Source organism: Klebsiella sp. JN_Kp126 (assembly GCF_033843325.1).
Classification (GTDB): Bacteria; Pseudomonadota; Gammaproteobacteria; order Enterobacterales; family Enterobacteriaceae; genus Klebsiella; species Klebsiella michiganensis.
Map to the genome: position 1 here is coordinate 115,990 of NZ_JAWXQV010000045.1, position 13,046 is coordinate 129,035.

Genomic DNA, 13,046 nt, shown 5'->3' on the forward strand with positions numbered 1-13,046 from the left:
GGTTATTTGCTCATAAAATAATCAGGCGAAGGTGTTACAATAGGCTGTTTTTCACCCAAACTGAGGATATTATGGATACCGAGTTAACCCCCACGCAACTGGCCATCGAATTTCTGCGCCGTGACCCCGCTGCTTTAACCCCCGCGCAGTATCTGAAAAAGCTGAAATTGCTGGAACTTGAGTTCGCCGATTTAATGGCGCTTTCGTCCATGGAGCTTAAAGAAGAGATCGATCACGCCTGGCGCTTAGGTATCCACTAACGTTTTCGTTACCCACAAAGCTGTTGAAATCGGGGCCAAATGGCCCTTTATTTTTGTTAATGGGATGCAAAAAAATCCCCCGCGCTGGCGGGGGATGACGTCTTATTACCACGAATGAAGTCAACGGACTAATCGTCTTCTTCGTCGTCCAGCTCAACCGGCGTCTGGTACTGGTCCGGCTTCAGCGCCAGCAGGTCGCAGCGCAGGTGGTCAATAACCTGTTCAGCGGTATTGCCGAGGAAGGCTGCCGAGAGTCCGGTTCGACCAATCGTACCCAGTACCACGATCCCCGCCTGAAGATGCTCTGACAGGTCGGGAATGACCTCCTCAGGTAACCCTTTTTCAACGTGGGTGCGGCCTTCATCGATGCCGAATTTTTGCCGCAGCGCTTTCATGGCCAGCAGATGCTGACCGCGAATGGCGTCGTTATAGACGCTGGGGTCAAAATCAGGGAGCTCAATCGCGATATTGATGGGCGTGACGGGATAGGCGCCCACCAGGTGAACCTCTGTATGGTTAACCTGTTCCGCCAGCTCAATGGTTTCTCTGACCAGTTTTTCATTGAGCGCGTTGTGGTAGTTCTCTTCACTGGCGAGATTGACCGCCACCAGCGCTTTACCGCCTTCCGGCCACGGCTGATCTTTGACCATCCAGACCGGGCATGGGCATTTACGCAGCAGGTGCCAGTCCGTTGGGGTGAAAATCACCGCTTCCAGCTTGTCGTGCTGGTGCGCCATCTTCAGCACTAAATCATGCTTGTCGCTGATGATTTCCTGAATAATGGCTTCGAAGGGACGATTGTGCCACACCACTTTAATATCAATGGGCACGCCGGACTCTATATAGAATTTTGCCTGCTCGCGGATCCAGGCGGTACGCTGCCCGATGACGCCCTGGCGCATGGCCGTGCGTTCGTCGGGGGAGAGCAGGGTGGTCATTTCATAAGAAAAATCATAGATCGGCAAAAAGGCTTTGATGCGGCCACCAATCCGTTGGTGCAGATACACCGCGCGCCGCAATGCAGGCTGGTCGTCCTGATTGGGGTCGATTACTACCAGCATGTTCTGATACTTCGCCATACAGGGTCTCCTTACAACTGTAACTACAGTCTGTATTAAAAAGATAACCTATATGGATGAAATGAAACAGGGGATGAGCCTGGCCAGATCAACAAATTAGAAAAAAATTCGCGATCCGGCCGGATACGGGAGGACTATCAGGCGACATTGCGGGCCTGGCCAGCAAGCTGCGCCAGCAGGTCGCTGTTTTCGATGGTGATATATTTGCCTTTAACCGCCAGCATACCGCTTTTCTGGAAACGTCCCAGCAGGCGGCTGATGGTTTCTACCGTCAGGCCCAGATAGTTGCCGATATCGCCACGGGTCATGGTGAGGCGGAACTCACGCGGTGAGAAGCCGCGCTGCGCGAAACGGCGGGACAGATTGTAGATAAAGGCCGCCAGGCGCTCCTCTGCGTTCTTTTTAGAAAGCAGCAGGATCATATCCTGATCGCCTTTGATCTCGCCGCTCATCAGACGCATCATCTGCTGACGCAGGTTCGGCATCTTACCGGAGAGGTCGTCCAGCGTTTCAAACGGAATCTCGCAGACCATTGAGGTTTCCAGCGCCTGGGCAAAGCTCGGGTGGTGGGCGGTGCCGATAGCGTCAAAGCCGACCAAATCGCCGGCCAGATGAAAACCGGTGATCTGCTCATCGCCCTGTTCGGTGATGGTGTAGCTTTTAATGGTGCCAGAACGAATTGCATACAGCGATTTCAGCTCATCACCGGCTTTGAACAAGGTCTGTCCTTTCTGGATAGGCTTTTTCCGCTCGATGATGTTATCAAGCTGGTCAAGCTCATGCTCGTTCAGAGTAAAAGGGATGCAAAGCTGGCTAATGCTGCAATCCTGGCAATGGATTGCACAACCGCCAGACTGAATGCGTCGTATAATTCGCTTTTCCGGGATCATAAGTCTGCTCAGGCTTTAATTGATATTGGTCAATTTTAACATCTTTTTGGTGAGCAGGTAAGTCTCGAACCCCTGAAACACGTAATATTAAAAGGGTAAATCAGTTACCCATTTTATCTCATTGATTATGAATAAGTTATCTGGCGATATTGGATTGTAAAATTACCGGAAGATTCCAGAAAAGGCACTTACGGTCAAAGGAGCAGATAGCCTTCGTGACGCAATAGCCACTCTTTTCGCTGCACGCCGCCGGCGTAACCCGTCATGGTGCCGTTACGCCCGATCACCCGGTGGCAGGGCACCACAATACTGACAGGATTTGAACCGTTGGCGGCACCCACGGCGCGCGCCGCGCCCGGACGTCCCAGCGCCTCCGCGAGCTGACCGTAGTGCATGACCTGGCCGCAGGGGATGGTGCGCAGCGTTTGCCAGACTTCCCGCTGAAACGGCGTCCCGCCGGTGGCGGTAGGTAAGGTGTCGATAACGGCGAGATCGCCCGCGAAGTAATCGCTAAGCTTACGGCTCAGGTTACCGGGATTACGCGAATCAACGCGTTGGTAGCCTTCACGGCGATAATGCACATCCAGCAGTTGTTCCATGCGGTCGCGGTGCTGATCCCACTCAACGGCCCGCAGGTTAAACTGCTCATCGCAAATCACCCACAGCGGCCCCAGCGGGGTGTCAATTTTATCTTGCAACAGCGTGAGCATCGGTCCTCCTTCAGCGAGGTTATTTTGGCAGGGCATCACCATAGCACGACGCGATGCGGGCAAACCATACTCCGAAAAGGTCAACAAACAGGGTCAGCATGGACTATTAATTATGAGGTGAGGAAAGCGATGTTTATTTTTACATTCACTCGCAGACGCGTTGGCAAGGCGATTTTGCTACCTTTATCCGGCGGCGAATTCACCGGCAACCATCCGGCGCGGCAGATAAACAGACAGGCTTTCCTAGAGTCCATGATTTCCCGGCGTTTCTGCGCGGGTTTTTACCAACAAAGGTGGTGATATGCAATATATGATGACTGGCGTTGTAATTGTGATTATCAGCGGCTTAGTAATTCATCTGATCGCTTTGGCGATTGAAGGACTGTATAAAGTCATCAGTAACCGCACGACCTGGCGTTAACGTTTTTGTGGCCTTCCCTGGCCTGTCGCGACGTTAAGGTAATCGCGGATAAATACCCGGTCCGATGGGCAGCCCCACGAGGTACCAGCCAACCAGCAGCAGTAGCCAGACGGCAAGGAATATTAATGGATAAGGCAAGACCAGCGAGTAGTAGGTTCCAAGCTTAGCGTCGGGCCGGTAGCGCTGTAAGAAGCCGAGAAATAGCGGCACAAACGGCGATACCGGCGCCAGCGGCAGCACCGATGAGTCGGCGATGCGAAACAGAATCTGCGCGAATGCCGGGTGAAAGCCCAGCAGCATAAACATTGGCACGAAAATCGGCGCCAGAATCGACCAGATTGCCGAACCGCTGGCGATAAACATACACAAAAAGGCGGATAGCAGCGCCAGGCCGACAAACGCCGGTACGCCGTTCATTCCCGCGCTCTCTAGCAGATCCGTCAAGCCGACGGCCATAAATTTCCCCATATTGCTCCAGTTGAACATGGCGACGAACTGGGCCAGCGGGAAGACCATCACGATAAAACCTGCCATCTCTTTCATCGGCTCAATCATCAGCTGAGGCAGATCGGCCTGGCGGCGAATTTTGCCGGTGGCGATGCCGTAGGCCAGTGAAACGACGAAGAAGAAAAAGATAATGAGCGGGACGATCCCTTTTATAAACGGCGAAGGCATCACGGTATGCTTGATGGGATCGCGCAGGATACCGTTTTCCGGCACGACCATCAGCGCGATCGCCGCCACGAATAACAGCGCGGCCACGCCGGCCACGCGCAGGCCGAAGCGCTGTTCCGCCGTCAACGTCTGCAGCGTTTCATCGCTGTTGCCTTGCCATTGCCCTAACCGCGGTTCCACCAGTTTATCGGTAATCAATCCGCCAACCAGCGTGAGAACGATCACTGAGGTTGCCATAAAATACCAGTTATCAATCACGCTGACGTGGAGCGAGGCGTCAAGGGTTTTTGCCGCTTCGGTGCTGATGCCAGAGAGCAGGACATCGGTGGTGACGATGAGCAGATTGGCCGTGAAGCCGCAGCCGACGCCGGCGATGGCCGCCAGCAGCCCGGCAACCGGGTGGCGGCCGACGGCGAGGAACATCAGGGCGCCCAGCGGCGGCATAATCACCAGCGCGGCATCGGAAGAGATGTGGCTAAAGAAGGCGATAAACAGCACCATATAGCTGGCGTAACGGGCGCTAACGTGGGATGACATTTTCACCATCAGCGAAGGCAGCAGGCCCACTCGTTCCGCAAAACCGGCCCCCAGCACCAGAGCCAGAATGGCCCCCAGCGGCGCGAAACCGCTAAAGTTTTTAATGACGTTCGGCAAAAACCAGTGCAATCCTTCAACGCTAAGCAAATTTTTCACCACCACTCGCGAGCCGTCGGTGGGGTTCTGTACCCCGACGTTCAGCGCCGACAGGATGGCGGTGGCGGCCATTAACGCCACAATCAGATAGATAAACAGTAAAAACGGATGCGGGACCTTGTTACCTATTTTTTCAACCCAGCCATAAAGCTTACCGGTGGGGGAAGGCGACGGTATGGATGACATACTCATGGGCGTTCCTCAGTTGTCGTTGTTGTGTTGGTTGTCTCTTTACCCCTGGGCGTGTCAGCCGTTGTTTTTTTGGCGATTACCGCGTTGCCGTACTCCATCCACGGGGCTTTTATTATTTTAAAATCGACGGCTTGACCTCCTGTGGAATGGGGCACCGGTAGGGCCTTTCGGCTAAGACCTGCGCCAGTTCCTGCTGGCTGGCGGTCAGTAACGCCCTGTCGCTGAACAGACGAATGGCCGTCGCGCCCAGCACTTTCCCCGCCAGCAGCATCCCTTTGTGGGCGATGGAGGTTCTGCCCTGGCTCACCAGTTGCCAGGAGTGCAGCGGCGTCCCGACGGCAAAACAGGGGCTGAAGCACTGGGCCACGGGGGCCTTCCAGCTCACGTCGCCGACGTCGGTAGAGCCCGCAAGGATGTTGTCCGTTGCCGCCCACGGCGCCACTTCATCGATCAGGCGCGTTTCGCGGTGGCGGCGGGCGAACGCTTTCCCGTCCTCGCCGCCGGTGTCGGCAATGTTTTTCAGGCTGTTATTGATATCGTTCGCGCTCAAGGTTGCGCGAATTTCGGCGGCGAATGCGCGCTCTTCCGCGCTCCAGGGCGGCGTGCCGTAATGGCAAACCGCCTGATACATCGCCGCTTCCAGCGTGCGGTTGGGCAGATAGCTGGAACAGGCTTTTTCGAAGCGACAGCTGACGCGGGTCTCGGTCATCAACGCCGCGCCCTGGGCGATTTTCTCGATCCGGGCGAAGATTTGCTGCGCGTCGGCCATTTCCGGCGCGCGAATGAGATACAGCACCTCCGCCTGCGCCTGGACAACGTTGGGCGAGACGCCGCCGGTATCGGTGATGGCGTAGTGCACCCGCGCCTTTTCGATAATATGTTCGTTAAGGAAGTTGCTGCCGGTGGTCATCAGCGTCACGGCATCCAGCGCGCTGCGGCCCAAATGCGGCGAGTTTGCCGCGTGCGCCGCGGTGCCGGTAAACCGCCACGCCGCCTGAATGTTGGCAAGGGTGCGGGTGCTGAACATCCCGGCCCAGGCTTCCGGATGCCAGGTCAGGGCGGCATCGATGTCATCGAATAACCCCTCGCGGACCATGAAGGTTTTCCCCGAGCCGCCTTCCTCGCCGGGGCAGCCATAGAAGCGAAGCGTGCCGGCGCCGCCCTGTTGCTGCAGCCAGTTCCTGGCGGCGAGCGCGGCGGCGAACGCCGCCGTACCAAGCAGATTATGCCCGCACCCGTGGCCGTTTTCTCCCGGCGTCGAAGACGCGGGTTCCGCGCAGTGGGCCTGCTGGCTGAGCCCCGCCAGGGCGTCAAATTCGCCGAGGAGGGCAATCACCGGTTGGCCTGCGCCGAAGCTGGCGATAAAGGCGTTGGGGATCCCGCCGGCATTGCGGGTCAATTGAAAGCCTTCCGCTTCCAGCGCATCGGCCAAACGCGCAGCGGACCAGAACTCCTGAAAGCGGGTTTCCGGATGGTCCCAGATATCATCGGCAATGGCGCAAAAATCGTTGCGCCGCCCCTCAATAACGTCATCGACAAATTGATAAACGTGTTCCATTACACACCTCGCTGCCAGGGAAAGTTCAGGGCGACGCGTGCTAACGTTTCGACGGCCAGGGTCATCACGTTCTCGTCGAAATCGAATTTTTCATTGTGGTGACCGGCGCTCAGTTCCGTGCCGAATATCATGTATGAGGCGAGACCGCCGCGCTCCTGGACCCGGGCCATCATCAGGGTGGCATCCTCGGAACCCGCCGGGGCAGCGATACGATCGACAGCCTGTTTAACGCCGGGGACCTGGGCCGTCTGCTGGCGCAGATAGTCCACCCACGCCGGCGACGGGGCGCTGGAGGTGGCCGCGCCCATCAGCTGCAGCTGGTAACTGGCTTCATACATCGTCGCCGCACCGGCGATCGCCTGTTTAGCCCGCTCAAAGACGTACTGGTTAATGGCATCGGTTTCGCCACGGGTTTCGACTTTTAATAGCGCGGAGGAGGGAACCACGTTACGCCCGGTACCGGCCTGCATGACGCCGACGTTAACCCTTGATGCCCCGGCGCTGTGCGGCGCGATGGCGTGCAGGGCAAGGGCGGCCTGGGCCGCCGCCAGTAGCGCGTTACGGCCATCTTCCGGTTTACCACCAGCGTGGGCGGCGACGCCGCTGAACTGCACATCGAATTTGGTGGTGGCCATAAAGTTATCACCGCCGCAGACGACGGTGCCGGCAGGGACGCCGGTACCGATGTGAATGGCGGTAAAGTAATCCACCTCATCAAGTACGCCCGCCGCGACCATGGCGCGCGCGCCGCGGGTACCTTCTTCCGCCGGCTGGAAAATCAGCACCATCGTCCCGTTGAGCTGCGCGGCATACTCCTTCAGCACGTGCGCCAGACCCAGCCCGATTGCGGTGTGACCGTCGTGGCCGCAGGCATGCATCATGCCGTCGTTGCAGGAGGCAAAACGATCGCGATGCGGACGGTGACTATCGTCATGCTGCTCGTTGAGATCGAGCGCATCCATGTCGACGCGAAACGCCAGCGTCGGCCCCGGCCGCCCGGTATCGAGGGTCGCCACCACTCCGGCGAAACCGCCTTCAAACGCCGGTAGCCAGCGTTCAGGCGCACCCTGCGCGCGGGCGCGCTGGAACGCCTGTGCCAGGGTCTCTTCATCAGGCAGGCCCATACGGCTATCGGCATCGATAACGTCGCGCCCCAGCGCCAGCTGATAACCCAGACCGTCTAATACTTCCGCCACTTTGCTGGCGGTGTGGAACTCCAGCCAGCCGGATTCCGCATGCAGGTGAAAATCGCGACGCCATTCGGTCATTTTTGGCGCCAGCTGGTTGATGAAATCATAAAGTTGCGGCATAACCTTTCCCGTTATAAGCAAAAACTGTGATGGTGTTCACGAAGTGATAGTCTTTACTTATCACTCATCACTTTCATGCACTCTCATCCTTAACCTGCCACAGCGCGATCGATTACAGTAGATGTCATTTTCTTCTGTCTGATAAACAATGGTTATCACTCACAACATGTCATTTCAGATTAAATTTCACCACATTCGCGCCTTCGTTGAGGTCGCGCGCGAAGGAAGTATTCGCGGCGCCAGCCGGGCGTTGGCGATTTCGCAGCCGGCGTTGACCAAAGCGATTAAAGAGCTGGAAGAGGGACTCTCCGCGCAGCTGTTTGTGCGCCGTAGCCAGGGGGTGGCGCTGACCGAAAATGGCGAAAGCTTTTATCAACATGCGAGCCTGATCCTGGAAGAGCTGCGGGTGGCGCAGGATGAATTGCTGCAACGTCAGGGCGAGCAGGCCGGGCAGATTAATATCGGCCTTGGCGCCAGCGTAGCGCGTTCGCTGATGCCTTCGGTTATTTGCCGCTTTCATCAGCAGCATCCGCTGGTGAAGGTGCGGATTATGGAAGGACAGCTGCTGGCGATGATTAATGAACTGCGTCAGGGTGAGCTGGATTTCACCATCAATACTTACTATCCCGGCCCCTACGATCATGAATTCAGCTTTGAGAAGCTATTTGAGAAACCCTTCGCGGTATTCGCCCGCGCCGGTCACCCGGCGGCACACGTCACTTCACTTACCGAACTGCTCGATCACCACTGGACGATGCCGACGCCGCGCGGCAGCTACTTCAAACAGCTGCAGGAGATGTTTAACCAGGCCGGACTGGCGCCAAAGGTGGATATCGTTTGTGAGACCTTCTCTTCGTGCATTAGCCTGGTGGTGAAAAGCGATTTTCTCAGCATTCTGCCGGTCGAACTTGGCAACGACCCGATGATGGCGGATAAGCTGGTGATGATCCCCATTCGAGAAGCGTTACCCAAAGCCACCTATTTTCTGATTCAGCGCCGCGATACGCGGCAAACGCCCTTAACCGCGTCATTAATCACGCTGTTTCGTCGTCAGAGCCGACAACTATTTCCATAATCGCGCAGAGGTGGCTAAACGCGTTGAGGAGGCGCCGCGAGACGGCTATAGTAACCACCCGGTAGTAGCTGGAGGAGCGCGCATGAACCTTGACGACAAATCCCTATTTCTTGGCGCCATGGAGGACGTTCAGCCTCTGAAACATAATCACGACGTTCACTGGCACCCCGCGCGCAATACTCGCGCCGCGCAGCGGATTGATCCCCTGCAGCTGGATAACTTTCTGACCACCGGCTATCTCGATATTGTGCCGCTGGCAACCGCCCTTGAGTTTAAGCGGGAAGGTCTGCAAAGCGGCGTACTGGAGAAGCTCCGGCGCGGCAAATACGGCCAGCAGGCAAGCCTCAATCTGCTGCGCCAGCCGGTGGAGAAGTGCCGACAGAATCTGTTTGCTTTTGTGGTCCAGGCGCAAAAAGAGGGGCTGCGTAATGTGCTGATCGTGCATGGCAAAGGGCGCGACGATAACGCGCACGCCAATATTATTCGCAGCTACCTGGCGCGCTGGCTGGTGGAACTCCCGGAAGTCCAGGCGTTCTGCGCGGCGTTACCGCACCACGGCGGCAGCGGCGCCTGCTACGTGGCCCTGCGGAAATCGGCGGAGGCAAAGCAGGAAAACTGGGAGCGCCACGCCAAGCATAGCCGCTAGCGCATCAACAGCGTCAGTTCCCGGGCTGCTTTCTGTAGCTCGGGTAACACCCGCTCCAGCATCTCGTGCGTGGAGACCTGCCCGGCGTGTACGCCGACGTTCAGCGCCGCCTGAATCTGCCCCTGAGGGTTAAAGAGCGGCACCGCCAGCGAGCGCAGCCCCATCTCGAGCTCCTGATCGTTAAGCGCGTAGCCCTGCTGGTGCACGCGCTTAAGTTCGGTACGCAGCTTTGCAACCGAATCAACGGTTTGCGGGGTATAGCGAATCATCGTGACCCGGCCCAGCATATCGTTCAGCTTCTCCTCCGGCTGATAGCTCAGCAGCACGCGTCCCATGGAGGTCGCCCAGGCGGGCAGGCGGCTGCCGATGTCGAGATCGATGGTCATAATGCGCGAACTCGACGCGCGAGCGATATAAAGAATGTCGTCGCCGTCGAGAGTGGCGATGGAGCATGACTCATTGAGCATTTCGCTTAAATGCTTCAGCACCGGCTGCGCCGAACGCGCCAGCGGCGTGGAGGCAAGCCAGGCGTGGCCCAGCGCCAGAATTTTCGGTCGCAGCTGGAAATTTTTACCATCTTCGGCGTAAACAAAGCCCAGTTTGCTCAGCGTATACAGGCAGCGGCGCACCGCCGCGCGCGGAATACCGGTCTTTTGGCTGATCTGCGAAATTGAGAGCAGCGGGCGCTGCGGAGTAAACGCCTGGATCACCTCCAGCCCGCGCGCCAGCGAAGCCATAAAGTTCGGATCGCCCTTAAACGGATCGCTATCGCCCGTCAGTAAATCATCTGGATGCTTCTCCATTTTCTTCTCCGTATTTGCCGTCGATCACATTCTTTCGCTAAACATACACGATGTTCGATTATCGCACCATATTTCGATTATCGCCCTTGACCAGCATCGTTAAGCGGGTCACATTTTGTGCGAACAACGAATAAAAGTGCGATTACCGCACATACAGGAGCGACCTGATGATTGATAAAAGCGTGTCGACGCTACGTGATGCCATCGCCGGGATCCACGACGGGGCGACCATAATGATTGGCGGTTTTGGCCCTGCCGGGCAGCCGACGTACCTGATAGATGCTCTGATAGAACAGGGGGCCCGTGATTTAACCATTATCAATAACAATGCGGGCAACGGCGAAGTCGGCCTGGCGGCGCTGCTGAAGGCCGGTCGGGTGCGAAAAATGATCTGTTCGTTCCCACGTCAGGTTGATTCGCAGATTTTCGATGACCTTTATCGCCGCGGCAAAATTGAGCTGGAGCTGGTACCGCAGGGCAACCTCGCGGCGCGGATCCAGGCGGCAGGCGCTGGCCTCGGCGCGGTGTTTACCCCCACCGGCTACGGTACGCCGCTGGCGGAGGGGAAAGAGACCCGCGAAATCGACGGGCGTCATTACGTGCTCGAATACCCCATCAGGGCCGACTTCGCGTTGATCAAAGCCCACCAGGGCGACCGCTGGGGAAACCTGGTTTATCGCAAAGCGGCGCGCAATTTTGGCCCGATTATGGCGACCGCCGCGAAAACCACCATTGTAGAAGTTTCGCAGCTGGTGCCCTTGGGCGATCTCGACCCGGAAAGCATCATTACCCCGGGCATTTTTATTCAGCGCGTCTTCTCCCTGGAAAACCTGATTGCCGCTAAAAGCGCCTGAGGACCCCGTTATGCAAAAACTGACTCGCGATGAGATGGCCCAGCGCGTGGCTCGCGATATACCTGAAGGCGCTTATGTCAATCTGGGGATCGGCTTGCCTACCCGCATTGCTAACTATCTTCCCGCTGATAAAGAAATCTTTCTGCACAGCGAAAATGGCCTGCTGGGGATGGGGCCGAAACCGCTGCCGGGGGAAGAGGACCCGGAGCTGATTAACGCCGGAAAAGAGTATGTGACTTTGCTTGAGGGGGGCTGCTATTTCCATCACGGCGACTCCTTCGCCATGATGCGCGGCGGTCATCTCGATATCTGCGTACTCGGCGCTTACCAGGTTTCCGCCAGCGGCGATCTGGCGAACTGGAGTACCGGCGCGCCCGACGCCATTCCTGCCGTCGGCGGAGCGATGGATCTGGCCATTGGCGCTCGTCAGGTCTTCGTGATGATGGATCACCTGACCCGCGACGGGGAGTGCAAGCTGGTAGAGCACTGCACCTATCCGCTGACCGGCGTCGGCTGCGTCAGCCGTATCTACACCGACCTGGCGGTCATCGATATCAGCGAAAGCGGCCCGGTGGTGCGGGAAATCTTTAACGGCCTCTCTTTTGAGGAACTGCAGCGCATCACGCCGGTGGCGCTGACTTTTGCACAACTGGCGGAAAGCGCGTAAGGAACCTATGATGAATCAGGCATTTATCTGTGATGCGGTGCGGACGCCGTTCGGCCGCTTTGGCGGTACCCTGGCCACCCTGCGCGCCGACGATCTGGCGGCGCTGCCGCTGAAAGCGCTGCTGGAGCGCAACCCGGGACTCGATCCGGCGCGTATTGACGATGTGATTTACGGCTGCGCTAACCAGGCGGGGGAAGATAACCGCAACGTCGCGCGCATGGCGCTGCTGCTGGCCGGTCTGCCGGAAAGCGTACCGGGCAGTACCGTAAACCGCCTGTGCGGTTCCAGCCTTGATGCGATCGGTATCGCAGCGCGCGCGATTAAAAGCGGCGAAACTCAGCTGATGATCGCCGGCGGCGTGGAGAGCATGTCGCGCGCGCCGTTTGTGATGGGCAAGGCCGAAAGCGCCTTTAGCCGCACGATGCGGATGGAAGATACCACCATCGGCTGGCGCTTCATTAACCCGCAGATGAAAGCGCTGTACGGCGTGGATTCGATGCCGGAAACGGCGGAAAACGTGGCGGACGATTTCGCCATTTCGCGGGAGGACCAGGATGCATTTGCGCTGCGTAGCCAGCTGCGTACGGCGGCGGCGCAGGAGGCCGGACGCTTTGCCGACGAGCTGATTGCCGTCTCGGTGCCGCAGCGTAAGGGCGAACCGCTACTCTTTAGCCGCGATGAGCACCCGCGCAGCACCACGGCGGAGGCGCTGGCCAGGCTGCGCGGCGTGGTGCGCGCCGACGGTACGGTGACGGCAGGTAACGCTTCCGGAGTCAACGACGGCGCCTGCGCGCTGCTGCTTGCCAGCGAGCAGGCGCTGGCCGCCAATGATTTACAGCCGCTCGCCCGCGTGGTGGGCGTCGCGACGGCAGGGGTGGCGCCGCGTATTATGGGATTTGGCCCGGCGCCGGCGGTACGTAAGGTGCTGGCGCAAACCGGGCTAACGCTTGGGCAGATGGACGTCATTGAACTGAATGAGGCCTTTGCCGCTCAGGCGCTGGCGGTCACGCGCGATCTGGGTCTGCCCGACGATGCGGCGCACGTCAACCCTAACGGCGGCGCGATAGCCCTCGGACATCCGCTTGGCGCCTCCGGCGGCCGTCTGGCAATGACCGCGGCGTACCAGCTGCGCCGTACCGGCGGGCGCTATGCGCTGTGCACCATGTGTATCGGCGTCGGTCAGGGGATCGCGCTGATTATAGAACGCGTTTAA

General features: G+C 58.0%; 13 protein-coding genes. 6 read left to right on the forward strand and 7 right to left on the reverse strand.

Translation table 11 applies throughout. The features are described from left to right. Nucleotides 1-71 precede the first annotated feature (71 nt). Nucleotides 72-260 (forward strand): YdiH family protein, encoded by a 189-nt coding sequence (locus SIK97_RS05685; protein ID WP_004102581.1) that lies wholly within the window; start codon nt 72-74, stop codon nt 258-260. 128 nt (nt 261-388) lie between these two features. Here the strand turns inward: SIK97_RS05685 and uspE are convergent, their stop codons facing one another. From uspE to SIK97_RS05715, 6 genes are all read right to left on the reverse strand, one after another. Beyond that, the gene (uspE, locus tag SIK97_RS05690) at nt 389-1,339 is read right to left on the reverse strand and encodes a universal stress protein UspE (protein WP_004851366.1); all 951 of its coding nucleotides are present in this window, start codon (nt 1,337-1,339) and stop codon (nt 389-391) included. Nucleotides 1,340-1,476: 137 nt separating this feature from the next. Next, nucleotides 1,477-2,229: a fumarate/nitrate reduction transcriptional regulator Fnr gene (gene fnr / locus SIK97_RS05695; RefSeq protein WP_004851364.1), complete on the reverse strand. Its 753-nt coding sequence runs from the start codon at nt 2,227-2,229 to the stop codon at nt 1,477-1,479. A 194-nt stretch (nt 2,230-2,423) separates the two neighbouring features. Next, nucleotides 2,424-2,939 carry a methylated-DNA--[protein]-cysteine S-methyltransferase gene (gene ogt, locus SIK97_RS05700; RefSeq protein WP_014229564.1) on the reverse strand — a complete coding sequence of 172 codons (516 nt, stop codon included), beginning with the start codon at nt 2,937-2,939 and terminating at the stop codon, nt 2,424-2,426. Between the two features lie 454 nt (nt 2,940-3,393). Next, complete coding sequence (gene abgT / locus SIK97_RS05705) at nt 3,394-4,920, reverse strand: p-aminobenzoyl-glutamate transporter (protein WP_032748952.1); 1,527 nt, start codon at nt 4,918-4,920, stop codon at nt 3,394-3,396. 112 nt (nt 4,921-5,032) lie between these two features. Then, entirely contained in the window at nt 5,033-6,478 is a 1,446-nt protein-coding gene (locus tag SIK97_RS05710) for a M20 family metallopeptidase (RefSeq protein ID WP_032748956.1), read from the reverse strand. Next, complete coding sequence (locus tag SIK97_RS05715; protein WP_057173414.1) at nt 6,478-7,788, reverse strand: M20 family metallo-hydrolase; 1,311 nt, start codon at nt 7,786-7,788, stop codon at nt 6,478-6,480. The genes SIK97_RS05710 and SIK97_RS05715 overlap by 1 nt, the downstream gene beginning before the upstream one ends. 166 nt (nt 7,789-7,954) lie before the next feature. On the opposite strand from SIK97_RS05715, the gene SIK97_RS05720 reads away from it, so the two are divergent. Then, nucleotides 7,955-8,863, forward strand: coding sequence for a LysR family transcriptional regulator (locus SIK97_RS05720; RefSeq protein ID WP_014229560.1), 909 nt, complete (start codon nt 7,955-7,957; stop codon nt 8,861-8,863). An 82-nt stretch (nt 8,864-8,945) separates the two neighbouring features. Continuing rightward, complete coding sequence (gene smrA, locus SIK97_RS05725; protein ID WP_004851345.1) at nt 8,946-9,509, forward strand: DNA endonuclease SmrA; 564 nt, start codon at nt 8,946-8,948, stop codon at nt 9,507-9,509. Here smrA and SIK97_RS05730 read toward each other — a convergent pair. Further along, nucleotides 9,506-10,312: an IclR family transcriptional regulator C-terminal domain-containing protein gene (locus SIK97_RS05730; RefSeq protein WP_004851343.1), complete on the reverse strand. Its 807-nt coding sequence runs from the start codon at nt 10,310-10,312 to the stop codon at nt 9,506-9,508. The two genes, smrA and SIK97_RS05730, sit on opposite strands and share 4 nt — an antisense overlap. Before the next feature lie 167 nt (nt 10,313-10,479). On the opposite strand from SIK97_RS05730, the gene SIK97_RS05735 reads away from it, so the two are divergent. Genes SIK97_RS05735 through pcaF form a run of 3 tightly spaced genes read left to right on the forward strand, consistent with a single transcriptional unit; the run spans nt 10,480 to nt 13,046 of the window. Further along, entirely contained in the window at nt 10,480-11,166 is a 687-nt protein-coding gene (locus SIK97_RS05735; RefSeq protein WP_032748962.1) for a 3-oxoacid CoA-transferase subunit A, read from the forward strand. Between the two features lie 10 nt (nt 11,167-11,176). Then, the gene (locus SIK97_RS05740; RefSeq protein WP_032748963.1) at nt 11,177-11,833 is read left to right on the forward strand and encodes a 3-oxoacid CoA-transferase subunit B; all 657 of its coding nucleotides are present in this window, start codon (nt 11,177-11,179) and stop codon (nt 11,831-11,833) included. A 10-nt stretch (nt 11,834-11,843) separates the two neighbouring features. Then, nucleotides 11,844-13,046: a 3-oxoadipyl-CoA thiolase gene (gene pcaF, locus SIK97_RS05745; RefSeq protein ID WP_004851337.1), complete on the forward strand. Its 1,203-nt coding sequence runs from the start codon at nt 11,844-11,846 to the stop codon at nt 13,044-13,046.